The sequence below is a fragment of the Streptococcus sp. DD13 genome (assembly GCF_001578875.1).
GTDB lineage: Bacteria > Bacillota > Bacilli > Lactobacillales > Streptococcaceae > Streptococcus.
Genome location: NZ_KQ969506.1, coordinates 56612 through 82730, shown reverse-complemented (window position 1 = coordinate 82730; position 26119 = coordinate 56612). Strand labels below are relative to the sequence as shown.

Sequence of the window (26119 nt, the reverse complement as noted above, 5' to 3'; positions counted from 1 at the left end):
GTCAAGTATTTCCCCACTTTCCTAGCTAGTAAATTTGCAAATAGCAGATGATTCTCCTCCAATAATGAACAAACGAATGCACCAATGCAAAAAACAACATACAGATGGCCCTATCACCCTGACCAGCTTGCGGACGATCCCTCGGAGAGGTCCGTTCAAAACCTGTCTAGATCACTTTATTTAGCTACTTTTCCGATAGAGATCAAAGATGATTTGGTCATTATATAAGTCAATGGTATTGGCTTTGACGTAAATCCCCAATTGATTTTCTATCTCGGGTAGCCGAATCGTAAGGGTCGCCTTTTCAGCATCAATGCTGACAAAATCGGGCAAATTGCCACCTTTCGCTAAGGCCTGTAAGACGGTCTCCTTGGGAACTTGGAAGGTCCCGACAGAGAAATCCTTGAGAGTTAACAAAACACTCCCATCTTCCAACTTACTAGGTTGAAAATAAATGTACAGAGGGTATTCGTTCCCTAAAAGGGTGATCTTCCCTTCTAACAGAATTTGTTGGTTATCCGCATACAATTTGTACTTGTCTAAACGATAAGACTTGAGCATGACCGCAATCGTGTCATTCAGTTGGGCACGATTGGTCGTCAGCGTCCCAATCTTTGCATCTTTTGAGGTATCCGAGGTTTGGAGTTGCTTCATATCTTCCCGCGGGGTCGATAAACGGCTATGAAGAACAAGTCCAAACGCAATGACAAAACTGAGAAGCGCAAAAAACAACCATTTCCAAATTTTCCCTCTTTTAAGTGAGGAACTTGACGGTCTACTGGACAGTTTGGGGTGTCCTGCCCGCATAAGGGGCCTATTTTTTGCTTTTCCACTGATCCTTGGTTTCATTCACTTTCTCCAATATCGCATCTTTCATGATTTCATATCCAGTATTATTAGGATGAAAACTGTCTTCCGAGTATAAGGCATCATTTGTAATGATGGTCTTGTCATTTCCGATTTGAGCCACGCCACTTTGTCCATTCACTCCTTTATAGAGCCGATCATTGATGGGAACAAAATACACATTCTCAAATTGCTTGACCGTATTTTCGGTTGTTTGATTCCAGCTGTCCACCACTGTTTGCATTTCCGTTAGCTCAGGGAAGTTCAGATAAAATGGATTGTAAATCCCAACAACATAGATAGGAAGCGTCGGATTTTCTGCACGCGCCAACCGAATGATTTCCTTGACATTCTGTGTATAGGTCTTGGCGGGTGTCGTAAAACTGCTGGCTGACAAATCTAAAAAATGATCCAAGACCACCTTTCGCACATCATTGCCACCCACTGTCAGGGTCAGGAGATCTGCGTCTTTTAAACTCTCTTTTATTTCACTTTTTTCCTGCATCCGCTTGAGGATTTGCGCACTGGTGTTTCCAGATACCCCATAATTGACACTAGTGACTTGAAATGCATTTTCATTGGTTAGACTTTGCGCTAAGAGTGGTACAAATCCTCCCTGATTGGTCGTATCTCCTACGCCTTGCGTGAGCGAATCGCCAATGGCCACATAGTGAAACTGGGAGAGTTCCTCGGTTGACTGGACTTTAGTCATGACTGGTTTAGCACTTGGCAGAAGGAGGTTCCACAACAAAATAAATGTTAAAAGGCTGGTAAAAAATACAACCAAGCCTTGAATAGTTTTTTTATGATTCATATCTCACCAAGATCGCCCAAGCGTCCTCCCCAGTATGGGTCTGTATGATCGAACTGGTCTCCAAAACCGAAATTGGTACCGGAACAAATGGCTGCAACTGCTCAGCCATCTCGTCTGCAAAATGACGAGATCCAGCATACGAAATCCCCAGTTCCTTGACCTTTTTGTGAGACAAACCTTCTGTGAAATTGTCCAACCATTTCTTAAAGGTCTTCTGTCCCCGTCCTTTGACAATCGGTACTAGAACATGATCTTGCATTTGCATAATCACGCGAATATTCAACAAGGAAGAGAGCAATCCAGTCACTCGGCCAATCCGTCCTCCCTTGACGAGATTTTCTAAAGTAGAGACACCGATATAGAGTTCAGAATGAGCCCGGACATCCTCAATCGCTGCTAGAATTTCTTCTTTACTAGCCCCTGCTTTTGCCATACGCGCAGCCTCTAGCACTTGAAACTTTGCGGCTTGGTCCGTAAAAGTGGAATCCACAACCGTCACATCTGCGCCGGAAAGATTTGCCCCTTGACGGGCTGCTTCCACAGTCCCAGAAAGAGAATGGGACATGTGGATGGCAATAATCTGACTCCCATCCTTGGCTAAGTCTGAGAAGATATCTGCAAAGACTCCGACAGGGGGTTGACTGGTTTTAGGGAGATTTTTCCCTTGTCGCATCAGCTCTAGGAATTGACCTTCTTCCAAATCGCTGTCAGAGTACACTTCTCCATCAATCATGACGGACAAAGGAATCACTGTGATTCCCAACTCTTGGGCGAGTTCCTTTTCCATTGTGTTACTTGAGTCTGTCACTATTTTTATACTCATAATTTCATTCCTATTCCAAGTTTCTATCCCTATTATTATATCAAAGAATGCTTGAAAAATAAAAGGATAGCAGTATTCTCCGCTGCTTCCTTTTACCAACAGGGCGGACCCGTTTTCTATCCTATTTTTCTAAAAGTGCTCTTGCTTGATTACGAGCAGCATCAGTCAGACGATCTCCCGCCAGCATTTTTGCGATTTCTTCCACTCGTTCCTCTGGTGTTAATAGACGAACGGTCGAAACTGTTGTTTGCGCATCTGATTTCTTTTCAATAAAGTATTGATAATCGGCGATAGCGATTGCTTGAGGGAGATGGGAAATCACCAAAACCTGCCCATGCTGGCCTAATTTATAAATTTTTGCCGCAATCGCTTGAGCTACACGGCCAGAAACTCCGGTATCGACTTCATCAAAGACGATGCTTGTTTTCGAATCCCGTCTGGCAAAGGCTGATTTGATGGCCAACATCAAGCGCGAAATTTCTCCACCAGAAGCTACTTTCACCAAGGGTTTTAGCTCTTCTCCCGGATTTGTCGCGATATAAAATTCGACTTGTTCATTCCCTTGAGAATTGAATTTAGCTTCCTGAAATTGAACCTGAAAACGAGCCTTTTCCATATATAGGTCTTTAAGCTCCTGTTGGATCTCATCCTCCAATTGATGGGCCAACTGATGGCGGGCTTGACTCAGTTCCTGAGCCGACTGGACCAATTCTTTCTGCAGGCGACGTAAGGTCCTCTCCAAGTCCGGAACCCCGCCACTTTGACCTGTCAGCAGGTCATATTCTACTGTACTATTTTGCCAGTAGGCTAGGACATCTTCTACAGAACCGCCATATTTTCGTGTCATCGAATGGATGACATCTAAGCGTCGTTCCACTTCCATCAGCTGATTGCCATCAAACTCCATCTCCTCGATCATGTCTTCCAGTTGCTTGCTGACTTCTTCCAGGTTGTAATAGAGGTCGCTGATCATTCCCGCCACTTCTTTGTAGCGTTCATCGTACTCTTCAATCGATGTGAGTTCATTCATCGCTAAACGGATATGATGAATACTGGAGACCTCTTCATTATCGAGTAAAATCGTGGCGTTTGTGAGACTATCTGCAATCTGCTTATGATTCAACAACTTTTGTCGTTCTTGCTGCAGGGATTGTTCTTCACCGGGTTGGAGGTTGGCTGCCTCGATTTCAGCGATTTGAAAAGCCAACATATCAATCCGTGCCTTGTTTTCTAACTCATGCTTTTGCTGGTGAATAACTTGTTTTCGGATCTGGCGATACTCTTCGAAAAGTTCTTGGTAGCGCGCTTTCAATTCCTTAAAATCAGCCTTTCCAAAACTATCTAACAGCCGAATATGATGGGGACTCCGCATCAGTTCTTCCTGATCATGCTGACCATGAATATCCACTAGGAAACTCCCAATTTGTCGTAGGAGGGACAAATTGACCAACTGACCATTAACCCGGCTGACAGACCGCCCATTGACCAGCACTTCCCGGCGAATCACCAGTTCATCTTCTCCTTCGATCCCTTGCTCTTTTAAGAGCTGGTGCAAAGCTTCTTCTTTCTCAATCGAAAAGAGACCTTCTACCTCCGCCTTCTCCGTCCCGTGTCGGATGACGTCCGTCGTTGCTCTAGCTCCTAGCAGGAGATTCATGGCATCAATAATAATGGATTTCCCCGCCCCAGTCTCACCAGTCAAAACAGTCATCCCATTTTCAAAAGACAGGCGGACAGACTCAATGATTGCAAAATTTTTAATCGAAATTTCTAATAACATTTCCTACCACGTTTGAATTGTCTGAATGATTTGTGGGACATAACCCGGATCCCGAGTTACAACCAAGATACTGTCATCATCTGAAATAACGGAAAAAAGGAAGGGATCGAAGTGCTCTAAAATCTGCTTTTTCAAAACAAAAGTCGTTCCTGGAACGGCATCAATGTGAATCATATTGTTCAAAGAGCGTACATCCCGTACAGTTGAAGCTTTGATTTTATTCTTATTTGACTTTGGCAAACTATAGCAGTACCCCTTTCCGACAGGGACCTTTACAATTCCAAGTTCCTTGACGTCCCGTGAAACGGTCGCCTGTGTCGCCTCGACTCCAGCTTCTTTCAAGCGCTCCACAATTTCGTCTTGTGTATCAATTTGATACCGTACTACAATATCTTTAATCAAAGCTAAACGTTGTCTTTTATGCATTTTTCCTAAACTCCTTATGAGCGCAGGCTACAACCTCCGCTATCTCTATCTTTTTAGCATTTTCTTTCACAGGGCCTTTTTTAAGATAAAGCAAAAATTCGATATTGCCATGACCGCCTTGGATCGGTGAAAAATCCAATCCCTGTGGTGAAAATCCATCTTCTTCCGCTATTTGAAGAACCTTTTCCAATACTTGACAGTGGATTTGGGGATCTTTTACGATCCCATTTTTCCCAATTTGCTCTCGTCCTGCCTCAAATTGTGGCTTCACCAAGGCGACAACTTCCCCGTCCTCGGCCAAAATGGTAGACAGAGCAGGAAAAATCAAACTCAAGGAAATAAAACTGACGTCTATGGATGCAAATTGGGGACGTCCTTGGTTAAAGTCTTCGATATTCGCATAGCGGAAATTATATTGCTCCATACTCACAACCTGAGGATTTTGCCGCAATTTCCAGACCAATTGGTTGGTCCCGACGTCTACTGCATAGACTCGCGCAGCTCCAGACTGAAGCATCAGGTCCGTAAATCCTCCCGTTGATGCCCCAATATCCAGGGTCACTAAATCCTCAACAGAAATTTGAAAAACATCTAAGGCTTTTTCAAGCTTCAAACCGCCTCTGCTGACATATTTCAGTTTTTCCCCTTTCAACCGTAGCTCTATTCCCTCGTCGATTTTTTCACCGGGTTTATCCAAGCGTTCGCCATTGATTGCTTTAACGACCAAGCCTGCCATCACCCCACGTTTGGCTTGCTCCCGCGTTTCAAAAAGCCCCTGTCTCAGCGCTAATATATCTACTCTTTCTTTAGACATTTTTTATCCGCATACTTTCTATCAAAGCCACCAGATCCCTCAGGTCACAGGCTTCTTCCTGCTCTATTTGTTCTAGTTCTACCAGTGCTTGCTGCAAACATTCCTCCAAAAAGACTCGAGCGCCTTCTAGCCCCATCAGGGAGGGGTAGGTCGCTTTATGGGCATCCTGATCCTTATTCGGCGTCTTCCCAATCTCCTCGAAACTCGCTGTGACATCCAAGATATCATCTCTGACTTGGAATGCTAAGCCAGTCAGTTTACCGATATTTCGGAAACGCTCGATGATTTCTGGTGAAAGCTCCAACACAATCGCTGCTGCAACAAATGGAAAGGTGAAAAGAGTCCCCGTTTTATGAGCATGAATCTGCTGCAACTCACCCAGGGTCAGGGAGCGTCCCTCTCCCATCATGTCCAAGGTTTGCCCTGCAACCATTCCAAAGGTTCCAGATGCTTGAGAAAGCTCTCTGATGAGCTGTAAAAGAATGGGAGCTGGCAAGTCAATCTGGGATAAAAAGCCAAAGGGATCTAAAAATAAGCTGTCTCCAGCTAAAATGGCAACAGCCTCTCCATAAACCTTATGATTGGTCAGTTGACCACGGCGATAATCGTCGTTATCCATCGCTGGTAAATCATCGTGGATCAAACTAGCTGTATGAATCATCTCTACAGTTGCTGCGACCTGGTAATGGGCCGTGGATAAAGGAATCCCAAAAGCCTCCACTAGGTTGAGAAAGATCATCGGGCGAATCCGTTTTCCACCGGCCTTTAGAGAATACAAGATTGCTTGATTCAACTGGTCCGCCACCAAGGGTTGGTAATAGGCAGCGAGGGTGTCTTCTAGGAGCCTTTTCTTTTCTACCTTACTCGTTCTCATCTTGTTCTACTTCACTTTGATCTTCTTGCACGATTTTGACCAAGGTCTTTTCGGCATCATTTAGGGTCTTTTGGAGTTTTTTTGACAAGGTCATCCCTTCTTGAAAGGCCTTAAGGGCATCTTCCAAGGCAATGTCCCCTTGTTCCAATTGGGTCACGATAGTTTCTAATTCACTCAAATTTTCTTCAAATGTTTTTTTCTTTGCGGGCATGTTTTACCTCCACTTCTACTTGTCCATCTTGCAGTTGGATGCTCCATTCTTCCCCTTCCTTAACTTGATCGACAGAACGAAGAAGAACATTGTTTTTCGATACAATCGCAAAGCCTCTAGCTAGTATTTTTTTCGTATCGAGTAGTTCCAGGGACTGTGAGATTTGTTCAAATCTCGCTGTTTTCCGATCCAGAATCTGAGTCATACTGGACTGGATCATTCTTTTCTCGCGCACAAGTCTCTCCCTTAGGCCTTCGATACGGGCCTTTGGGGACTGATTTTTTAACCGCTCGAGAATCCAACGAAACTGCTGGCGTTGCTCATCATAAAGACGGGTCATTTGGACCTGGAGATCATTCGACAAGCGATCGAGCTTTAGAAGATAAGAATCATAGAGTCGTTCTGGCTGGCGAAAGACAACAGATTGTTGCACCACGTCGATGCGCTTGCGCTGTTTCTGAATATAGGCAGCTAAGGCTTGAGACATGCGATTGTCTGACTGTTGGAGGTAGGTAAGAAGGTCCAGCTTCGTCACCGGAGTTGCCAATTCTGCAGCAGCCGTCGGAGTCGCTGCCCGGTAGTCTGCTACATAGTCTGAAAGGGTCGTATCTGTCTCGTGACCTACACTAGAGATGACAGGGATCCGAGATTCAAAAATCGCACGGACAACGATCTCTTCATTAAAAGCCCATAAATCCTCTATGGAACCGCCCCCACGGCCAACGATCAATACATCGATTTCACCGCGTTGATTGGCTTTCTGAATATTGCTCGCAATCGCTTCTGCCGCTCCATCTCCCTGTACCTTAGTCGGATAAAGAAGTATTTCAGCATTGGGATAGCGCCGATTGACAGTTGTAATAATATCTTGGATAACCGCGCCACTTGGACTCGTCACCACACCGATCCGCTTGCTAAAGCGGGGAAGCGTCTGCTTCAAGTCAGCCCGAAACAACCCTTCTTTTGTCAAGGCTTGTCTCAATTGCTCGAACTTGAGCGCTAAAGCCCCCAGTCCATCCGGCTCGATCTTTTCGATAATAATAGAATAAGATCCATTTGGTTCATAGAGTTGCACTCGTCCAACCACATTGACCTTCATCCCCTCTTCTAGGTCAAACCCCAACTTCTGATAGACCCCGGACCAGACAGTTGCCTGAATGACGGACTGCTCATCCTTGAGGGAAAAATATTGATGAGTTGGTCTTCTTCTGAAGTTAGAAACTTGTCCGGTCAAATAGACCCGCTCCAAATAAGGGTCCCGGTCAAATTTTAACTTTAAATATTTTGTCAACTGACTGACTGATAAATATTCAACCACACGGGCTCCTTTTCCTTATTTTTATTAATTATTATAGCAAAAAAGACAAAAAACCCATCTCGAAGGACTAGATTAGGGTAAAAAAACACCCAATGTTTTTCAAAAACAGAGGGTATAAGCGATTCATCCTAAACTTCTTGATGCGATACAGCCTATTTGATTCTGAGAGGGTCGGAAAAGTCTTCTCCCTCACAGACCCTCCTCATAAAGGATGGAATCTGCCTCGTAAGCTGACTAGGCAAGACGACATAGGCTTCTTTTTTCAATCCGTCTGCAATCGCTGAATGCACATAAGTGGCAGCTGTGACACATTGATAGAGCGAAACTTGTTTAAATTGCGCTGTAAAACCTGCAATCATCCCAGCCAAGGTATCCCCCATGCCACCTGTAGCCTGATGGGGACCGCCGACTTGTAACTGATAATGATCAGACCGACCTTTTTCCCATATGCGCGTGTGGGGTCTCTTCTCTACAAGGATGGCTCCTAAAGGCAAGCGCTCTATAGCCGTCTGGACTTTTTCTTTGGACTGTTGCTCCACTTCTAAACCGAGCAAGTCCTCCAGTTCCTTTTGGTGGGGGGTAAAAATCAAGCGACAATCTGGAAAAGGAATAGAGCCTTGAGCGATCAGACGGATAGCCCCGCCATCTAGGATGAGAATCTGCTCTTTTTGGATCTGCTGACAGACTAGACCTAATAATGTCATCCCCAAATCGTTTGTGGACAAGCCCGGACCAATAACCACCGTCCTAGCTTTTTGAAGCTCTTGTATCAAACTTGGTTGATCCTCTAGGTCAATGGCCATCGCTTCAGGGATCCGTGCATGGAGGGGGAGGATATTTTCACGATCTGTTGCCACAGTCACGAGACCTGCTCCACTGTAAAGAGCTGCCTGGGCCGCCATGAGGATGGCCCCACCGTATGGGTAAGTCCCCCCTATGAGTAAGACGCGACCAAAATCCCCCTTGTGGCTGTTAAATGGTCGCTCTTGAATCACTTCTCCTAGTAAAGACATGAGATTCCTCCTCTCAACCCTTTTTAGCTTAGGCAGGTTCTTCTGTGCAAGGCTTTTGAATAAAATGTGCCAAGCTTCCGCTACCCTTGAGCTATCCCAGGCCTCAAGCTTGCTGAGTTCGTAATGCTGCCTGGTAGGTCTGCTCCATCAACATGGTAATGGTCATCGGTCCGACCCCTCCTGGTACCGGAGTGAGGTAGCCAGCTCGCTCTTTGACAGCTTGAAAATCAACATCCCCGACTAATTTGCCATCTTGACCGCGGTTCACCCCGACATCGATGACGACAGCACCTTCCTTCACAAAGTCAGCCGTTACAAACTGACTCTGTCCAATCGCTACCACCAAGATATCCGCCTTTCTGGCAACGGATGCCAGATTTTCTGTCCGAGAGTGGGTCAAGGTCACCGTCGCATCCTCTTCTAATAGAAGCTGAGCCATTGGTTTTCCAACGATATTGGATCGGCCTATGACGACAGCATTTTTTCCAGCAATGGGAATATTATACTCTGATAAAAGCTCCATAATCCCTGCTGGTGTACATGGGACCATCACTCGTTGGCCAGACCAAAGATAGCCCATATTGGTAGGGTGAAAGCTATCGACATCTTTTTCCGGGCGAATCGCATGCAAAATCCGTCGTTCATCAATGTGGTCCGGTAAGGGTAACTGAACCAAGATTCCATGAAATTGGTCGTTTTGATTGTAGCTTTCGATGAGTTCCAAAATGACCGCTTCGCTGACAGTTTCTTCTAAGCGAATAGTTTCGCTGTGAATCCCCACTAAATTCGCTGCACGCTCTTTGTTACGCACGTAAACTTGACTGGCAGGATTTTCTCCTACAAGGATGACGACTAGACCTGGGACACAGCCTGTCTCAGCTTTCATCTGCGCAATTTGTTCCTTCAATTGAGTTTGCTTTTTTTGTGACAAGTGCTTGCCATCCATTAAAACAACCATTCTACTCTCTTTTCTTTCTGTGATATACAGTATTATAACAGAATTTTCACATCGGTACGGTTAGTTTTCCTTTAGGCCCCCTTATAGAAAGAAACTATACGAAAAAGAGGAGACTCTTTTTACAAGACTTTTGATAAAAAGTCCTTTGTTCGCTCCTCTTTTGTTTCTTCAAAGACTTGCTGAGGTGTCCCTGTCTCGACGACAAGTCCCCCATCCATAAAAATAACCCGATCTGCTACTTCACGCGCAAATCCCATCTCGTGTGTGACGATCACCATCGTCATCCCTGTCTTAGCCAAATCCTGCATTACTGTTAAAACTTCGCCAACCATTTCGGGATCCAGGGCAGAGGTTGGTTCATCAAATAGCAGGACATCTGGATCCATAGCCAAGCCTCGGGCAATGGCAATCCGCTGTTGCTGTCCACCAGAGAGACGCTGCGGATACGCCGTGGCCTTATCCGGCAAACCGACACGCTCTAAGAGCCCCATGGCCTTGACCTCTGCATCAGCGTTTGACAGACCTTTGGTCTTCACTGGTGACAAGGTAATATTCTCTAGAACCGTCATATTGGGAAAGAGGTTAAACTGCTGGAAGACCATGCCCATCTTTTCACGCATCTTAAAGATATCATTAGACTTATCCGTAATGTCCGTTCCTTCAAAGGAAATCACGCCCTTTGTCGGTGTCTCTAAGAGGTTCATGGAGCGCAACAAGGTGGATTTTCCTGAACCAGATGGTCCAATAATCACCACAACCTCTCCAGGAAAGATCTCCAAGTCAATCCCTTTTAAGACCTCATTATTCCCGAAATATTTGTGTAAATTCTTAATCGAAATGATTGCATCCGTCATTAGGCCGTTTCTCCTTTATTATATTTTTTCTCGAGCTGCTTGAGAATAGCAGAAAGTACCGTCGTCAATATCAAATAATAGAAAGCTCCTAGCAAGTAAGGGCCTAACGGCGTATAAGTCGCAGCCTGGACCGTCTGAACACCCTTCCATAGCTCCATGACCCCTATCGTAGAGAGCAAGGAACTATCTTTGATAATTGTAATGAATTCATTTCCAAGGGCTGGTAAAATATTCCGGAAGGCTTGAGGAAGGACAACATAGCGCATGGCCTTCCCAGGTCGAATACCAAGAGAATACGCGGCCTCTAGTTGCCCTTTAGGGACAGCATTAATCCCACCACGAACCACTTCAGAAACATAGGCTCCTGAGTTTAAGGCAATCACAATGACCCCCGCAATCAGACGTCCCGTATCAAGCTGAATCCCAAAGACGTTGAGAACAGGTGCCCCTGGAATATCAATCAAGAGATAGGAGAGGGAAATCTGGACAATCATCGGCGTACCACGAAAAATCCATACATATAGATTAACCAGCCAAACCAAAGGTCGGAACTTCGAGCGCTGCATGAGGGCTACCAACAAGCCAATAATCGATCCGAAAAATACAACCACTGCTGAAATGAAGACGGTGATTAGAGCTCCAGTATTAAAATAGGGGAGGTATTCTGAGATAAAGGAAAAATTATCATTAAAAAACTGTATCATGTCACTAAAATAAGGAAATGGGAGGATTTCCTGTCCTTTCTTTTGTTCTCTTTTATTCTAGCAAAAAAAGTATAATAATACAAGAATAAATGCTATTTTTTCTTTTTATGCACAAAAAGACAGCCTATCAGCTGTCTTTCTTATCGATAAAATGTTCAATAATTAATACAATAATTCGTAAATTTCCATCGCAATCAAATCAATACTATCAAATGTATAGGTTTCTCGTGCAGCAACATCACGCAAGGTAAATACTGCTCCGTTTTCTTCATCAAAACTATATGAGACTTCTGCTACAACAACGCCTTCGCGTTCAAAATTGCGCTTTAACGTTCCACCATCTGAAGCCATGGCTTCCAATCGATTAATAATTCTCACCAAATGTGATTCCATGTCATTTCTCCTATTTCTATATATCATATCTATATAACTAAGAATATTTTACCATAAAATGAAGAGAATCAGCAAGGAGAACCTTTAAAATCGATGATTTTTACCGATTTGGATGCTTTGAAAGCAGGGGGACTTCCTTCACTTTATCCTTGCTGGACCATCTATCTGACTCCTATTACAAGATCGTTCAATTTCTCAATGCAATCGTGGATCGTCTCCCCAGGTAACTTTCCCACTTGGTCGTCACAGAGAATACCTTTCCCATAAACCATATTTTCACCCAGCCGGCCTTTTATTCCCGCTGGAGCCTGAATCTTAACGCTGCTAAAAACTCCACCAGGTCTAGTATTTTCAAGTGCATCCCCTTCAAAAAAATAGGGAAAAGACTGAAAATACCTTTCCTCGTAGTGGCCAGCAATAACTTAGACCACCTTCCTCACTATTTCGCAGCCAAAGAGATCGCGGTCGCGGCCTTAGGTCAACGTAATAGCCATGTGAAATAGCAAAGGCTTGGTAGACTTTATTGCTCTTATTGTCATGGCTAATGGCCCAGTAGACCATCCAATAAGAGCAAAATAATCAGCATAAGAATGAAAAATCAGTGCAAAGTTCGTTTCCTCTCCCTACATTTTAATGATTTCTACTATTATTTATTTTTTAAGATAGCTTGTCGCTACCTGTTCTGCAAAATGGTCTATGGGGCTGACAAAAAGAGGGAGACCACATCTCATTTCTCTTTTTTGGCACTCTTTGCATTTGAGTGCTAATCCTTGATACTTTTTATTTGCTTTTTCAATAAATCTTGCTATAATGAAATTATATTTGACCTTTATTGACTATTTACCAAGGTCTTCCCTGAAAGGAGAATGTCTATGCTATGTCAAAACTGTCAGATCAACGATGCGACTATCCATCTCTATACCAATTTAAATGGAAAGCAAAAACAAGTTGATCTCTGTCACAACTGCTATCAAATTATGAAGACGGATCCGACGAACCCTATCATCCAAGGATTGGGAGATATCAATCCTAACAGCATGGATCCCTTCAGTGAATTTTTCAACAACATTGGAGGATTGACTGGGAATTCTCCTGTTAATAATTCTCGCTCTCGTGGGGAACAGACTCCTCCGACTCAGGCGGGACGTGGCCAAATCCCTCCACAAGAACCACCCCAAAATCGGAAACAGGGCTTGTTGGATGAGTATGGCGTGGATATTACCGAAATCGCCCGCAATGGGGATATCGATCCTGTCATTGGAAGAGACGATGAAATCAAACGGGTCATCGAAATTCTCAATCGTCGAACCAAGAATAACCCTGTCTTGATTGGGGAACCTGGGGTCGGTAAAACAGCCGTTGTCGAAGGCCTTGCCCAAAAGATTGTCGATGGAGATGTTCCTCAAAAACTTCAAAATCGCCGTGTCATCCGTTTGGATGTGGTGAGCCTCGTCCAAGGAACTGGTATCCGCGGGCAATTTGAAGAGCGGATGCAAAAGCTCATGGAAGAAATCCGTTCTCAGAAGGAAATTATTCTCTTTATTGATGAAATCCATGAGATTGTAGGGGCTGGATCAGCCGGTGATGGAAATATGGATGCCGGTAATATTTTAAAACCTGCCCTCGCTCGCGGAGAGTTGCAATTAGTGGGTGCCACTACCTTGAACGAATACCGGATCATTGAAAAAGACGCGGCCCTCGAACGCCGGATGCAACCCGTTCTCGTAGATGAACCCACGGTGGAAGAGACCATTACCATCCTAAAAGGAATCCAATCCAAATATCAAGACTACCACCATGTCAAGTACACGGATGAAGCGATAGAGGCCGCAGCGACGCTTTCCAATCGTTATATCCAAGATCGCTTCTTACCGGATAAGGCCATCGATCTCCTGGATGAAGCGGGTTCGCGAATGAACTTGACCTTAAATTTTGTCGATCCAAAAGAGATTGATCAACGACTGATCGAAGCGGAAAATAAAAAGGCCCAGGCTACACGAGATGAAGACTACGAAAAGGCTGCCTACTACCGTGATCAGATTACGAAATATAAGGAACTACAGAAAACATCGATCAGCGATGAAGATCTACCGGTCATTACCGCGAAGGAAATTGAAGCCATTGTCGAGCAAAAGACCAATATCCCAGTTGGGGAACTCAAAGAAAAGGAACAGACACAATTGGTTCATCTGGCAGATGACCTCAAAGCCCATGTCATAGGACAAGATGCTGCTGTCGAAAAGATTGCCAAAGCCATTCGACGCAACCGGGTCGGTCTGGGTGCTCCAAACCGTCCGATTGGAAGTTTCCTCTTTGTCGGTCCAACCGGTGTCGGAAAGACTGAGCTGTCCAAACAGCTGGCCATCGAACTCTTTGGTTCTGCAGATAGCATGATCCGCTTTGACATGAGTGAATACATGGAAAAACACAGTGTCGCAAAACTTGTCGGTGCCCCTCCAGGTTATGTCGGCTACGATGAAGCGGGCCAGTTAACCGAACAAGTCCGTCGCAATCCTTATTCTCTCATCTTGTTGGATGAAGTAGAAAAGGCCCATCCTGATGTGATGCACATGTTCTTACAGGTTTTGGATGATGGCCGCATGACAGACGGTCAAGGTCGAACAGTTTCTTTCAAAGATACCATCATCATCATGACCTCCAATGCTGGAACAGGGAAGGTCGAAGCCTCCGTTGGGTTTGGTGCTAGCCGGGAAGGTCGGACCCACTCTGTCCTAGGTCAACTCGGTGATTTCTTTAGCCCTGAGTTTATGAATCGCTTTGATGGGATTATCGAGTTCCAAGCACTAGGGAAAGAAGACTTACTCAAAATCGTCAACCTCATGTTGGACGATGTCAACCACCGTCTGGCAACCAATGGGATCCACATTCATGTGACAGATAAAGTAAAAGAAAAATTGGTGGATCTTGGATATGATCCGAAAATGGGAGCTCGTCCGCTTCGCAGAACGATTCAAGACTACATCGAAGATGCTATTACCGACTATTATTTGATCCACCCACACGAAAAGAACCTACGAATTGGCTTGACCTCCAACGGAAAGATCACCGTCAAATCAGCCACTTCTCATTAACATATGGGAAGGCTCCTGATCCCTACTATCTTCACGATGGTGGGGATTTTTTCTATGCAATTTTTTTGTCCATATTTTTCACATCAATTTAGACGCATCTCTGTCCAGTCGGAGACTAGACTCTCTGTCAGTCCTCATTTGGCATTCTTTCTTAACATTTCGATCCTTAACTAAAAAACACCCAAAGGCGATTGATTTCTCAAACCTTTTGGGTGTTGCTGTGATTGAAGGCTTTAAAAACTACAGAAAGGAAATCTTTTACTGCTTGTCTTCTTCTCCATCACTCTCTTTTTCCTTATCCGAACTATTGACTGCAGACTTAAACTCAGATAGCATCTTTCCAATAGACTGGCCCAACTCTGGCAAACGCTTCGGACCAAAAATCAGCAAGGCTCCTAGGATAATAATGATGAAGCCTGGTGCTCCGATATCCCGTAAAATTCCCATTATTTTCTCCTTTTTCTTTTATAGACAAATCTGCTCAAGAAAATACTCACTTCATAGAGCAGAATCAGCGGTACGGTCATGGCCAAATCACTGATAAAATCAGCAGGCGTCAACACAACAGCTAGAACCAATAACACAAAGTAGGCATACCTGCGGTAGTGGATCAACCAAGACGGATTCAATAAGCCAATCCTTGTTAAAAATGCGACGATAACGGGCAACTCAAAGAGTATCCCCATTGGAAGGGTCGTATGCAGCAAGAAGAGGAGGTAGTTTTGAGCAGTTAATTGCGTTTCAAACAGCCCATCTCCTAGACTGAGGAGGACCTGTAGAATGGCCGGACTGACAAAGTAAAAGCCAAAAAGCAAGCCCAAAACAAAGCAGATAAAACTGGCAGGGATGTAGAGCAGAGCAGCCTTCACTTCCCCCTGTCTCAAAGCTGGCTTGACAAACTGCCATATCTGAAAAAAGCTAAAAGGCAAGGTCAGGGACACTGCCATGATGCTGGCTAAATTCACATACACCCAAAGAATATCATTCGGTCCCAGCACCAGTAATTTCTGCTCAAAACCAGCCGTCAAAAAGCTGTATAAATCCCCTGCGAAAACAAAACTTCCACAAAATACCAGTAAAAAACAGAGCAAAACCGCCATGAATCGTTTCCGAAACTCTAGTAAATGCTCAACGATCGTCAACTCCTTATCCTTTTTCATGATGTCGCACCATGACTAAGGCAATCACCAGAATGAAAAGCCCTTGCGCTCCCAAAACCTCTAGACTCGGGTAGATGCCCGCCCAATCAATCGTTGGAAATCCATCAACTAAATGACTGGGGACTATATTGGTCAGCTGGAGGGCATGGATGCTAACTCCCAGCATTTTAAAGGCCAAGGCATAAATCAGCCAGGTTAAGACGAAAAAGATTTTATGAGGCTTGAAATAGTGACTGGCCTTGGTCATGACCAGCGCAATAATGACTAAGATCAGGATAGCTAGTAAAATCCCCGATAAGAAATCTTGCATGGTAATGCGAGGAATGATTCCAACATAAAAGAGGATGGTTTCCGCTCCTTCACGGAACACGGCTAAGAAACTAAGGGCAAACATGGAGACAAAACTTCCCGTCGCCGTCACAGCCTTCATTTGCCGATCCATAAAGTCATTCCACTGTTTGATGGAGGTCTTGCTATGTAGCCAAATCCCAATCAAAATCATCATCAAGACTGCAAAGATTCCGACTGCTCCTTCTATAATCTCCCGGTTAGAAGCTGAGGTTACAGCTGGAAAGACCAGTTGCAAGACGACTGCGATGACCGCACTCGCTAAAATACCGACAAAAGCGCCACCGTAAACCCACTTCAGTCCCTTTTTCAGTTTGGCTGCTTTGAGTGTCGTCACGAGAGCCATGACGATGAGAAGAGCTTCGACGCCTTCTCGTAGAAGGATCAACATAGCATCAAAAGCATTGTAATTAGCACTGGTATCAATGGCTGATAAGTCTGTAATCAAACTTTCCAGTTTATCTTGGTATTCTTTTTCTGCTCCCTTTACCATAATCACAGGACTGTCACTTTCGACCCGTGTATAGAGGCTCGGATTGGTCGTGCTAACAGCTCCCTCGATCGTCGGCCAAATGGTGATAAATTCCTTCATATTGGCAGAAGCTTTCTTGTTCTCACCAGATTGAAACTGACTCAGTGCTTCTTTAAGGAGTTTAATCCCATCTTGCAAGGTCGAGTCAGTAGAAGCTTCTTCCACCTTTGTCCCCTTAACAAAGTTATCAATGGCTGTTTTTAAATCATCAAAAGAGGTCTGAATGGCTTCAAAATCTGTAGGCTCTGTCTCAATCGCACTTCGAAGGAAAGAAATCGCAGTCTCAACCTTCCCATAATGTCCTGTACTACTATCCCGGACGACACCTTCGTTGATCGTCCAGGTAGAGTTCATCTTTTTATAGGCTTCTTTGGTTTGCTCCAAATTCTTCGCTGTTATAGCTGACTGCAAGTCTGCAAACTTTGGCTCCAAGCGGCTAACCAACTTGGACTTTTCAGCATCCAAGTCCACGGGGTTTTGCTCTTTTTCAAAGGCCAAAATCGCCGCTGAAACCTGAGTCAACTTGCTCTCGGTCACTTCTCCCTCTATTTCCAAGGCCTGACTCACTTTTTTTCCTGCTTCAGAGTCATGATTGGTCTTGCTAGCAAAGTCTGCCTGTAGCTCTTCTACTAACTCCTTGGCTTTTGCTTGGTCCCCAGCCTTTACAGCCGTCGTCGCATCCGTAATCTTAATAAAGAGCTCGCTATAGGATTCCGCAGCAGAGACGGGTGTCCCCAAAAAAATCAAGAAGAGACTCAGTACCCACAAGATTCTACTCAAATAAGTCTTGACCAAGGTAGCCTCCTTTCTCCACTCCAGCAAAGCAAGCAAACAGGCCACTTCCGATATGGGTAATGTATTCGTTCATCTTGTCGTCTGCTCCGAGATTGGTTTGCACTTTTACAAAACTATCTGGGTCCTTTTGATAAGAGATAAAGAGTAGTCCCGAATCAAACTGACCGGTCGTCTCATCGATTCCATCTGAGTAAGAATAGGACCTGCGATAGATGGGTTTGTCCACCTCTTTGGCGAGTCGAACGTGTGAGTCTACCGGAAGGAGACTCAGGTCTACCTCATCAAACTCATTTTTTTTGCCAAAAGGCGCTCCACTATCTTTGTACCGTCCAAAGGTATTTTCCTGCTCCTGAAGGTTGGTCCGATCCCAGGTCTCTAGGTGCATCTGAATCCTGCGAACGGCCATATAGGAGCCGTCTTTCATCCAGTCCTTACTATCCGTCCAAACCACCTGATCAAAGTCACTTTCCTTCGTGACATTGGCCGTCCCATCTTTAAAACCAAAGAGATTTCGCGGGGTCTCCAAACGATTTCCAATGGCCGCAAAGCCTGACTGACTCCATTTCATGGTAATGCTATTGCGACCTTTGCGAATCAGATTACGGATAGCATGAAAGGCCACCTGCTCATCGTCTGCACAGGCTTGAATGGCGATGTCCCCACCAGTGTATTTGTCCTGCAATTGCTCCTTAGGAAAAGGAGGCAAATCTCGAAAGAGTTTTGGTCGTTTGCTTTCCAGTCCCATCTTTTTGAGAAAATCAGCCGATACTCCAAAGGTCAAGGTCAAGCGATGAGGATTAAGACCAACCGTCTCCCCTGTATCCGTAGGTGGTAAGAGAGCATTGCTCCCATCCTTTTTGACCAATTCGCCCTCGACGAGCTTCGCGCTATAATCTGTCCAGTCCTTAAAGAGCTGGATGATTTTGTCCTTGTCCGTAGTATGTAAGTCCAAGACAACAAAGTAAATATTTTTTTGCATGGCAGTAGTGATACCTGCCTGATGCTTTCCGTAAAAACGGATCTTCTCATCACCATCGGAAATCTTCTCTGCTTCATCCGTCTTAGTAGCGAAAAAAGCAGATGCACCAGAGAGACCTAGTGCTAGTCCTGCTCCTCCGATACCTGCTTTTTTGAGAAATTCCCGACGATCCATCTTTTGTTCAAAAAAAGTCTCGTCTTTCGTCATCATTTTTCTCCGTCAAGGATAGTTCCCATCTGTGACAAAGGTTCCCCGAGTTTGGTAACTGCTTCTGCCAACTCTTTCGTATCTTCCTTTGTCAAATCCGTGTAGAGTTTATAATGCTCCTTGTCTGTCATGTGTTTGTCCAGCAGACTATTGACATTTTTAAACTCCGTTTCCAGTTCCGTTACCAAGTTCGGATTTTTCTTTTGAATGAGAGGCTTGAAGAGTTCAAAAATCTTTTGTGCCCCTTCGATATTGGCTCTAAAATCGTAAAGGTCTGTGTGGGAATAGATTTCTTCTTCACCTGTGATTTTGCTCGTCGCTACTTCATTGAGCAAGTCCACAGCACCGGTTAGCATAATATCCGGCGTCACTTCTACTGTTGCGATCTTCGCTTTGAGTTCCTTGATATCCTTGACCAGTTGTTCCCCGTATTCAACGGTTCCTTCTGTCGTGTTCTTCTCCCACATGATTCGCTCAATCCGGTGGAAGCCTGACCAGCCATCCTCTGTCTTATTTTCATCCAGATAGTCCGCTAGGCGGAAGTCAATCTTCACATCTGACTCTCCAAAACTCTCTGCAATCGGCTCCGAACGCTCGTAAGCCATACGGATCAGTGGATAAACCTTCTTGGCTTCCTCGAGTTTTCCTTCTTTAAGAAGAGTGACAAAACCTTCTGTATCCGTCAAAAGTTGGCTAATTTGTCCTTCTACAAAGGTTTTATAATCAGCCGTTGCTTGATTGAGCTCCTTTTGATCGGCAGAAGACAAGGTCACACTTGCCTGGCTGGAATCCGAAGTTTTGTTGCTTGTTGGTGAGGCACAAGCAGTCAAGAGCAGTGCGGTAGAAAAGAGTAAAAAACTTCCTTTTTTCATGATATCTCCTTTTATCATTAGATAAATTCTCAACTTCTATTATAGCATCGTTTTTCCCACTTTTCAATAATTGTCAGATAATTCTTAGAAACTTTCTCCACTTCAGCAAACACAAAAGAAAATCTGCCCTTTTCGATTCTTTCATCCCATAAAAAAACTTCAACGATTCAAAAGAACAGTCTTTTGGCATCCGTTGAAGTTAAAACAGAATGTAAGGTCAATCCAACCAATTTTTTCCCAGAGCTATATGAACCGCTTCGGTTCGATTGCTGGCGTTCAGCTTGGTCATGAGACCGGTCACGTAATTGCGGACAGTCCCATCTGAAAGGAAAAGTTGACCAGCAATCTCTTTATTACTCAATCCCTTAGAAATCAAGGCTAGAATTTCTTGTTCCCGAGGACTTAGCGGATTTTCCTGCCGAAACATCCCCTCCATCAACTCAGGAGAGTAATCTTTTCCTCCGGCCAGCACCTTATGGATGGTGGTCATGAGTTCACTAGTGGAGCGGTCCTTTAAGACATAGGCATCCACGCCAGCCTTGACCGCTCGCTCAAAGTAACCAGACCTCTTAAAGGTAGTGACGATGACGACCTTGATAGGGTGATGAGTCTGTCTCACCCATTCCAGGACTTCTAAGCCAGATAACTGGGGCATTTCAACATCTAGAATAGCCACATCGAGCACTTCCTTTTGCATCACCTCAAGGGCTTCCTTCCCATCCTTAGCTGGAAAGACTTCTTCCACATCCTCCTCCATCAAGAGCAACTGGCACATGGCGTCTCGTAACATGGCCTGGTCTTCCGCTACTAGTAGTTTCATCTTTTATCTCCTTCTATGGTAAGGACCACTCGGGTCGGGTTTTTCCGTGATTCAACGGTGACGGTGCCTGTCAACAGACCCAGTCTATCTCGGATACTATGGAGCTCTCTTCCCGTCAACTCACCAAAACCAATCCCGTCATCTTCCATGACAACTGTGATCGCCTGGTCTTCAAACAGTCTCAATCTCACCTGCCCGGCCTGACTGTGTTTGATGACATTATTGGCCAACTCACGGACAAGCATGACCAGTGTTGATTGAACCACAGGAGAGAGAAGCTTCCCTTCTAGTTCATTGGTCAGATGAACCTCAATCCCTGCAGTTGTGAGAAGCTCATCAAGACTCGTTAATTCCTCCGATAGACTTCGGTAGGTTAGATCTGTAACGATATCGCGAACCTCCTGCATACTCGATCGACTAGTGGCATGAAGCTCCTCTAAGTTTTTTCGAACAGCGGTGAGATCCCCTTTCTCCAGCTGCCTGAGAGCTAACTCCGTCTTAATGGTCATCATGGCAAAGGTGTGCCCTAAGGTATCGTGCAAATCGCGTCCGATTCGATTTCGTTCATTTTCCGCAGACAAAAGATTGATCTGCTGATTTTTCTCCCATAGCACCCGCTCCTGTTCGCTTTTTTCTGCTTCCTTCTTCCAGTAAAAAAGCATGGTCAGGTTAATGACAGGGACCAAGACAGTCATGATTTGCGAAGTTATATCGACTCCGTAGACGATTGCAAAAATAATCAGAGCCAACATGGTGAATACATAGCTGAGCATCCGAAAGGAGACCAGGTTATCCTTAAATTTAAACGCGAGCGGACTCGTAAAGTAGAAGAAAAACCACATCATCCCACCATTCACCGCAATCGTCATATAAAAAACATAGGCCAACATATAGAGCCAGATAAGATTGGTCCAACTGGACACCCGACTATGGATGATGGTGAGATAGCTCAAGGTAAAGCCCGCCGTTAGCCAGATGGTCCAAAAAGGATAGCCAAAGTAAAAGACCCCTAAGATTGGAAAGCTCAAAAAGATCATGGGCATGTAATAGAGAGGATGTTGCCTCTGAACGTTTCGAATCATGATTCTCTGCCTTTTCGTTTGTTAATCAGGACCGCAAATCCTAAAATTATTATGGCATATCCTGCTAAAATTGCAAGTGAGAGCCAAGAAAACTGACCGGCATAGTAGGAAATGAAGAGATTGAGATAATGGTGAGTGGGGGTCAGCTTGACAATCATTTGAAGCCAGTGAGGGAAGGACTGCATCGGATACCACAGGCCTCCCAGAATGGCTAGACCCATATAAAGAATATTGGTCAAGACAGACAAGGTTTCCGTTGATTGGATGTAGCTCAAAAGGAGCCCAATCGGTAAGATGGCAACAGCACCTATCAGCAAAAAGAGGGTCGACATGGCCCAGTCACCAGCGGACATAGAAATCCCCTTGCTCACATAGCCTACACCAAAGACAATCACAACCGATAGGGCAAAATAACAAAGAAGCCGGAGCATCTTGACTGCGTAATACTGCCAAAGTGGCACAGGGGAATGTTCGATACTACGGAGACGGTTGCCAATCCTATCCTCTTGCAAGGCGTAAGGAAAGGTATAAATCGCAAGTGACAAGACCGAACTCGCCGTCATGGCCATCAACACCTGTCGATAGACGGCATTTACCTGCTCTGGGGATAAATCCCCCAGATTTGAGATAGAAGAAAAGAGGAGAAAAAAGGTCACCGGCATCCCCAGTGTTAAGATCAGGGATTTCCAATTCCGAAAAACGAGTTTCCACTCGAGCAACCACATGGCTTTAAATGTTTTCATCTTCTTTCTCCTCTCCTGCTGTCGCAAAGACTTGACTCAGCAAACTCCGATTGGTCATCTCGATCTCACTAAGGCTACAGCCCAGCTGCATCAAGTTCTCCCAAACACCCTCCACATCCTTTGTGGCAAAGCGAAGGGTATCTCCATTCTCTTCTATATCGTAAATGTTCTCCAAGGACACCAGCCCATCTCGATAGGACCTCGGGAGGGTAAAGCACTTTTCCTTGTCCTCTTGCCGCATGGCATAAGGAGTCGTATCCCGAAGCAACCTCCCCTGATGCAAAACCAATATCCGGTCGGCGGTATGTTCTACCTCTTCGATATAATGACTGGAGTAAATAATGGTCTTTCCAGCCGCCTTCAAACGGGCGATAATTTCCCAAAACCGCTTGCGTGTACTGGTATCCATCCCTGCTGTCGGCTCATCCAGCAAGATCAGGTCGGGCTGACCGATCAACACTTGTACAAAACCTAGGAGACGACGTTGCCCACCCGATAGCTTTTCTGCAAATTGATTTTTCTGCTCGTCAGTGAAGCCCAACAACTCATCAATCTCTTGAGTAGACAAGGGATTGTTGTATATTTGCTGTTGGAAACGGAGCAATTCCTTTACTTTGAGATTGCTCTCCGTGCTATTTTGCTGAAACAACACACCAAGAGAAGGAGTTGATCGCATCACCTGACCAGGCTTTGTCTTCCAATCCCCCAAGAGGCAATTCAAAAGCGTGGACTTGCCCGCCCCGTTTGGCCCAATCAAAGCCAAGCAATCCCCCGGGTACACATCAAAAGAAATATCTTTCAGAATGTCTTTTTTTCCAATGCCTTTCGTCAAGTGCGATACACGAATCACGGGTTTCATTAGCCTTCCTCCTTCATCTTTTTCAAGATCCATTTAGCCAACTCTATAGCCACCATACTAGAAATCAAGAGCCCCATCATACTTCCAAAGAAGGCATAAAACTTCTCCATAGGGAAGCGTTCAAAAAAGTCAGTCCATAGACTCAGTCCTGCAAAAAACAATGAGATAATAGCATAAAGCAGATACGATTTTTTCATTTTCATTGGGTTTCCCTCACCTTTCTGACACTAGTTTACCCTAAAAAGAGGGATGTGATTAGCCCATTTTGTCACCTTGCTCACATGACATTTGTCAATATTTTGTGTATAATATTTCTAAGAAATTGAGGTACGAAAAATGGCAAATCCAACCTTTGGTGAAAAAAAAGAAGGCGTTTCCTACCAGAATCGTTACGGTGTCTACGCCGTCATCCCTGATAAAGCAAATGAAAAAATTATCCTGGTCCAAGCTCCAAACGGAGCCTGGTTTCTTCCTGGTGGCGAGATTGAGAAAGGCGAAGACCACTTGAGCGCCCTTCGTCGTGAGTTGATCGAGGAGTTGGGATTTACGGCAACGATCGGTGACTATTACGGACAGGCAGACGAGTATTTTTATTCACGGCACCGGGACACCTACTACTACAATCCAGCCTATCTTTACGAAGTGACCGACTTTACAGAAGTTGGAAAACCCTTGGAAGACTTTAATCACTTAGCTTGGTTTAGCATTGACGAGGCTATCCTTGCCCTCAAGCGAGGTAGTCATCAGTGGGGAGTTCAAGAATGGAAAAAAGGCCACCTGTCCAATAAGCCCTAGTCAAAGTGACCCGGGAGTGCTATAATAGAACTAAAGAAAAGAGGACCTCGCCTATGAAATTAATCAATACAACAAATTCACGTTCCGAACTTGTTCGAAATCAGCTGGCAAATACGGACGCAAATCTGATTGAAACCTTTTCTGCTGGAAATACAGATGTGATTTTCACCCAGGCTCCTAAACATTACGAAATCCTCATTTCAAATAAGCATCGCGCTATTCAAGAATCTGAGGTAGAAACCATTCGTGAGTATTTCCTCAGACGAAAAATTAAGCTCTCAGATATTGACCCTCAAAAGATTCAAACCATCTATACGAAAAATATTATTGAAATTTCGATTCCCTGCAAAGAAGACCCGCTCAATTGAGCTAGGTCTTCTTTTTTGACACACAATAAAGCCAGTGCACTGCACTGGCTTTATTAGGAGATTATGAAAATATTTAGGATAGATCTAGTATATCCTAATTAGACGGAAATCCCATCGGTCTGAGGTCCGATTTTTTCCTCTTAATTTACTTCATCCCCTCTTCTCTGAGCAAAAATTAGTAAAGTGATGGGTATTGCTATCTTTGAAGGAAGCAAAGATTATTATCAGTTCTCCTCAAATCCTTGAGCAACAGCATCTGCAAAATTTTCTTCGACGATGCTTGCACAGTGGTCACAGATCGTCGCATGGTAACTCCGTTCTGCAGTTGTTGGGTCAATACGACGGCAACGGTCACAGACTTCACCAGCCGCACGCTCTACTGTAAAGGCAACCTCTTCAAAGCTGACAGCAGCTTCTGGAGCAGGTCCTTCTGCGATGGTCAACTCTGACACGATCAAGAGTTGCGCCACATTACTATTAACTGCTTCCAACAAGGTTTTTACCACTTCATTTGGATAAACAGTCAAGTGAGCTTCCAGCGATTTACCAATCACTTTTTCATTACGAGCTTCTTCCAAGGCTTTTTGAGCTTGTCCGCGGAAGTCCATAAAGGCTGCCCATGTGTCCAAGATTTCTTCTTGGTTGGCAAAGCTTTGTGCTTCTGGCAATTCTGCTAATTGAACAAAGTCTTCTGCTTCAAACTCAAGGTAGGACCAGATTTCTTCTGCTGTGTGAGGCAGGATTGGAGTCAAGAGTTTGGTGATTTTCACCAAAATATCATAGAAGACTGTTTGCATTTGACGACGTTCCAAAGATTTGGCACCTTCGATGTAGACGACATCTTTAGCAAAGTCAAGATAGAAGGCAGACAGTTCCACGTTGATGAAGTTGACCAAAGCCTTGTAGATGGTCAAGAATTCAAAGTCCGCATAAGCATCCCGAATGGTTTTCACAAGCTGATTAAAGCGGATGGTCATGTACTGATCAACGGAACGAAGTTCTTCATATGCGACAGCATCCTCGGCTGGATTAAAGTCAGAAGTGTTGGCAATCAAGAAACGAAGGGTATTCCGGATCTTACGGTAGGTTTCAGAGACTTGACTCAAGATATCCATGGAAATCCGTACGTCGTTGCTAGAGTCCACACTAGTTACCCAGAGACGCAAGATTTCCGCCCCAAATTGTTTTTCAACATCGCTTGGAGCAATCGTATTTCCAAGAGATTTAGACATCTTTTCACCCTTCCCATCCAAGGCAAATCCTTGTGACAAGATTTGCTTGTAAGGCGCCACACCATGATTGGCAACTGATGTGATAAGTGAGGAATTAAACCAACCACGGTACTGGTCAGAACCTTCTAGGTAAAGATCTGCTGGGTAAGTCAACTCAGGACGGTTGACCACAACCCCATTCCAGGAAGAACCTGAGTCAAACCACACGTCCATGATGTCCGTTTCTTTCTTGAACTCGCCATTTGGTGATCCTGGATGGCTAAAGCCTGCTGGCAAGAGGTCTTTGGCATCCCTTTCCCACCAGACGATAGAACCGTGCTCTTCAAAGAGTTGCGCCACATGCTCGATGGTTTCAGCCGTCATGATTGGGGTTCCATCTTCTGCATAGAAGATTGGAAGAGGAACTC

Annotated in this window: 28 protein-coding genes; 3 read left to right on the top strand and 25 right to left on the bottom strand. The window is 44.7% G+C overall.

Annotation, left to right across the window (positions count from 1 at the left end; all coding sequences use genetic code 11):
- Nucleotides 1-180 precede the first annotated feature (180 nt).
- From STRDD13_RS00420 to STRDD13_RS00355, 14 genes are all read right to left on the bottom strand, one after another.
- Nucleotides 181-732 carry a YpmS family protein gene (locus STRDD13_RS00420; RefSeq protein ID WP_443031059.1) on the bottom strand — a complete coding sequence of 184 codons (552 nt, stop codon included), beginning with the start codon at nucleotides 730-732 and terminating at the stop codon, nucleotides 181-183.
- An 82-nt stretch (nucleotides 733-814) separates the two neighbouring features.
- On the bottom strand, nucleotides 815-1660 hold the full coding sequence (locus STRDD13_RS00415; protein ID WP_067100406.1) for an SGNH/GDSL hydrolase family protein: 846 nt from the start codon (nucleotides 1658-1660) through the stop codon (nucleotides 815-817).
- The gene (locus STRDD13_RS00410; RefSeq protein WP_156471260.1) at nucleotides 1650-2486 is read right to left on the bottom strand and encodes a DegV family protein; all 837 of its coding nucleotides are present in this window, start codon (nucleotides 2484-2486) and stop codon (nucleotides 1650-1652) included. The genes STRDD13_RS00415 and STRDD13_RS00410 overlap by 11 nt, the downstream gene beginning before the upstream one ends.
- A gap of 118 nt (nucleotides 2487-2604) precedes the next feature.
- Nucleotides 2605-4263 (bottom strand): DNA repair protein RecN, encoded by a 1659-nt coding sequence (gene recN / locus STRDD13_RS00405; RefSeq protein WP_067100401.1) that lies wholly within the window; start codon nucleotides 4261-4263, stop codon nucleotides 2605-2607.
- Between the two features lie 3 nt (nucleotides 4264-4266).
- Complete coding sequence (locus tag STRDD13_RS00400; RefSeq protein WP_067100399.1) at nucleotides 4267-4689, bottom strand: arginine repressor; 423 nt, start codon at nucleotides 4687-4689, stop codon at nucleotides 4267-4269.
- Nucleotides 4682-5503, bottom strand: coding sequence for a TlyA family RNA methyltransferase (locus tag STRDD13_RS00395; RefSeq protein ID WP_067100396.1), 822 nt, complete (start codon nucleotides 5501-5503; stop codon nucleotides 4682-4684). Before STRDD13_RS00395 ends, STRDD13_RS00400 begins: the two co-directional genes overlap by 8 nt.
- Nucleotides 5496-6377 carry a polyprenyl synthetase family protein gene (locus STRDD13_RS00390; RefSeq protein WP_067100394.1) on the bottom strand — a complete coding sequence of 294 codons (882 nt, stop codon included), beginning with the start codon at nucleotides 6375-6377 and terminating at the stop codon, nucleotides 5496-5498. The genes STRDD13_RS00395 and STRDD13_RS00390 overlap by 8 nt, the downstream gene beginning before the upstream one ends.
- The gene (locus STRDD13_RS00385; protein WP_067100391.1) at nucleotides 6364-6588 is read right to left on the bottom strand and encodes an exodeoxyribonuclease VII small subunit; all 225 of its coding nucleotides are present in this window, start codon (nucleotides 6586-6588) and stop codon (nucleotides 6364-6366) included. The genes STRDD13_RS00390 and STRDD13_RS00385 overlap by 14 nt, the downstream gene beginning before the upstream one ends.
- Nucleotides 6563-7906: an exodeoxyribonuclease VII large subunit gene (gene xseA / locus STRDD13_RS00380; RefSeq protein ID WP_067100387.1), complete on the bottom strand. Its 1344-nt coding sequence runs from the start codon at nucleotides 7904-7906 to the stop codon at nucleotides 6563-6565. The genes STRDD13_RS00385 and xseA overlap by 26 nt, the downstream gene beginning before the upstream one ends.
- A gap of 152 nt (nucleotides 7907-8058) precedes the next feature.
- On the bottom strand, nucleotides 8059-8919 hold the full coding sequence (locus STRDD13_RS00375; protein WP_067100384.1) for an NAD(P)H-hydrate dehydratase: 861 nt from the start codon (nucleotides 8917-8919) through the stop codon (nucleotides 8059-8061).
- Nucleotides 8920-9022: 103 nt separating this feature from the next.
- Complete coding sequence (locus STRDD13_RS00370; protein ID WP_067100381.1) at nucleotides 9023-9877, bottom strand: bifunctional methylenetetrahydrofolate dehydrogenase/methenyltetrahydrofolate cyclohydrolase; 855 nt, start codon at nucleotides 9875-9877, stop codon at nucleotides 9023-9025.
- Nucleotides 9878-9996: 119 nt separating this feature from the next.
- Nucleotides 9997-10731: an amino acid ABC transporter ATP-binding protein gene (locus tag STRDD13_RS00365; protein ID WP_067100379.1), complete on the bottom strand. Its 735-nt coding sequence runs from the start codon at nucleotides 10729-10731 to the stop codon at nucleotides 9997-9999.
- Complete coding sequence (locus STRDD13_RS00360; protein ID WP_067100376.1) at nucleotides 10731-11435, bottom strand: amino acid ABC transporter permease; 705 nt, start codon at nucleotides 11433-11435, stop codon at nucleotides 10731-10733. The genes STRDD13_RS00365 and STRDD13_RS00360 overlap by 1 nt, the downstream gene beginning before the upstream one ends.
- A 162-nt stretch (nucleotides 11436-11597) precedes the next feature.
- The gene (locus tag STRDD13_RS00355; RefSeq protein WP_067100372.1) at nucleotides 11598-11828 is read right to left on the bottom strand and encodes a DUF1797 family protein; all 231 of its coding nucleotides are present in this window, start codon (nucleotides 11826-11828) and stop codon (nucleotides 11598-11600) included.
- 872 nt (nucleotides 11829-12700) lie between these two features.
- On the opposite strand from STRDD13_RS00355, the gene STRDD13_RS00350 reads away from it, so the two are divergent.
- Entirely contained in the window at nucleotides 12701-14920 is a 2220-nt protein-coding gene (locus tag STRDD13_RS00350) for an ATP-dependent Clp protease ATP-binding subunit (RefSeq protein WP_067100369.1), read from the top strand.
- A 258-nt stretch (nucleotides 14921-15178) separates the two neighbouring features.
- On the opposite strand, the gene STRDD13_RS00345 is transcribed toward STRDD13_RS00350, so the two are convergent.
- The 10 genes from STRDD13_RS00345 to STRDD13_RS00300 form a co-directional block, all read right to left on the bottom strand.
- Complete coding sequence (locus STRDD13_RS00345; protein WP_067100366.1) at nucleotides 15179-15367, bottom strand: twin-arginine translocase TatA/TatE family subunit; 189 nt, start codon at nucleotides 15365-15367, stop codon at nucleotides 15179-15181.
- Nucleotides 15367-16080: a twin-arginine translocase subunit TatC gene (gene tatC / locus STRDD13_RS00340; protein WP_067100363.1), complete on the bottom strand. Its 714-nt coding sequence runs from the start codon at nucleotides 16078-16080 to the stop codon at nucleotides 15367-15369. Before tatC ends, STRDD13_RS00345 begins: the two co-directional genes overlap by 1 nt.
- Nucleotides 16067-17755, bottom strand: a complete 1689-nt coding sequence (locus STRDD13_RS00335) for an FTR1 family iron permease (protein WP_067100360.1) — start codon at nucleotides 17753-17755, stop codon at nucleotides 16067-16069. The genes tatC and STRDD13_RS00335 overlap by 14 nt, the downstream gene beginning before the upstream one ends.
- On the bottom strand, nucleotides 17733-18941 hold the full coding sequence (efeB, locus tag STRDD13_RS00330) for an iron uptake transporter deferrochelatase/peroxidase subunit (protein ID WP_067100355.1): 1209 nt from the start codon (nucleotides 18939-18941) through the stop codon (nucleotides 17733-17735). The genes STRDD13_RS00335 and efeB overlap by 23 nt, the downstream gene beginning before the upstream one ends.
- The gene (gene efeO / locus STRDD13_RS00325) at nucleotides 18941-19813 is read right to left on the bottom strand and encodes an iron uptake system protein EfeO (RefSeq protein ID WP_067100351.1); all 873 of its coding nucleotides are present in this window, start codon (nucleotides 19811-19813) and stop codon (nucleotides 18941-18943) included. The genes efeB and efeO overlap by 1 nt, the downstream gene beginning before the upstream one ends.
- 217 nt (nucleotides 19814-20030) lie before the next feature.
- Nucleotides 20031-20633, bottom strand: coding sequence for a response regulator transcription factor (locus tag STRDD13_RS00320; RefSeq protein WP_067100346.1), 603 nt, complete (start codon nucleotides 20631-20633; stop codon nucleotides 20031-20033).
- A complete protein-coding gene (locus STRDD13_RS00315) occupies nucleotides 20630-21715 on the bottom strand; it encodes a sensor histidine kinase (protein ID WP_067100343.1) in 1086 nt (361 codons plus the stop codon). The genes STRDD13_RS00320 and STRDD13_RS00315 overlap by 4 nt, the downstream gene beginning before the upstream one ends.
- A complete protein-coding gene (locus STRDD13_RS00310) occupies nucleotides 21712-22458 on the bottom strand; it encodes an ABC transporter permease (protein WP_067100339.1) in 747 nt (248 codons plus the stop codon). Before STRDD13_RS00310 ends, STRDD13_RS00315 begins: the two co-directional genes overlap by 4 nt.
- Nucleotides 22445-23317 carry an ABC transporter ATP-binding protein gene (locus STRDD13_RS00305; protein WP_067100333.1) on the bottom strand — a complete coding sequence of 291 codons (873 nt, stop codon included), beginning with the start codon at nucleotides 23315-23317 and terminating at the stop codon, nucleotides 22445-22447. Before STRDD13_RS00305 ends, STRDD13_RS00310 begins: the two co-directional genes overlap by 14 nt.
- Nucleotides 23317-23520, bottom strand: coding sequence for a hypothetical protein (locus STRDD13_RS00300; RefSeq protein WP_067100330.1), 204 nt, complete (start codon nucleotides 23518-23520; stop codon nucleotides 23317-23319). Before STRDD13_RS00300 ends, STRDD13_RS00305 begins: the two co-directional genes overlap by 1 nt.
- A 133-nt stretch (nucleotides 23521-23653) precedes the next feature.
- On the opposite strand from STRDD13_RS00300, the gene STRDD13_RS00295 reads away from it, so the two are divergent.
- Complete coding sequence (locus STRDD13_RS00295; RefSeq protein ID WP_067100327.1) at nucleotides 23654-24112, top strand: NUDIX hydrolase; 459 nt, start codon at nucleotides 23654-23656, stop codon at nucleotides 24110-24112.
- Nucleotides 24113-24165: 53 nt separating this feature from the next.
- Nucleotides 24166-24480, top strand: coding sequence for a DUF1827 family protein (locus tag STRDD13_RS00290; RefSeq protein ID WP_067100323.1), 315 nt, complete (start codon nucleotides 24166-24168; stop codon nucleotides 24478-24480).
- Between the two features lie 224 nt (nucleotides 24481-24704).
- Here the strand turns inward: STRDD13_RS00290 and STRDD13_RS00285 are convergent.
- Nucleotides 24705-26119 (bottom strand): class I tRNA ligase family protein (locus tag STRDD13_RS00285; RefSeq protein WP_156471259.1); only part of this gene is annotated, 1415 nt, incomplete at its 5' end.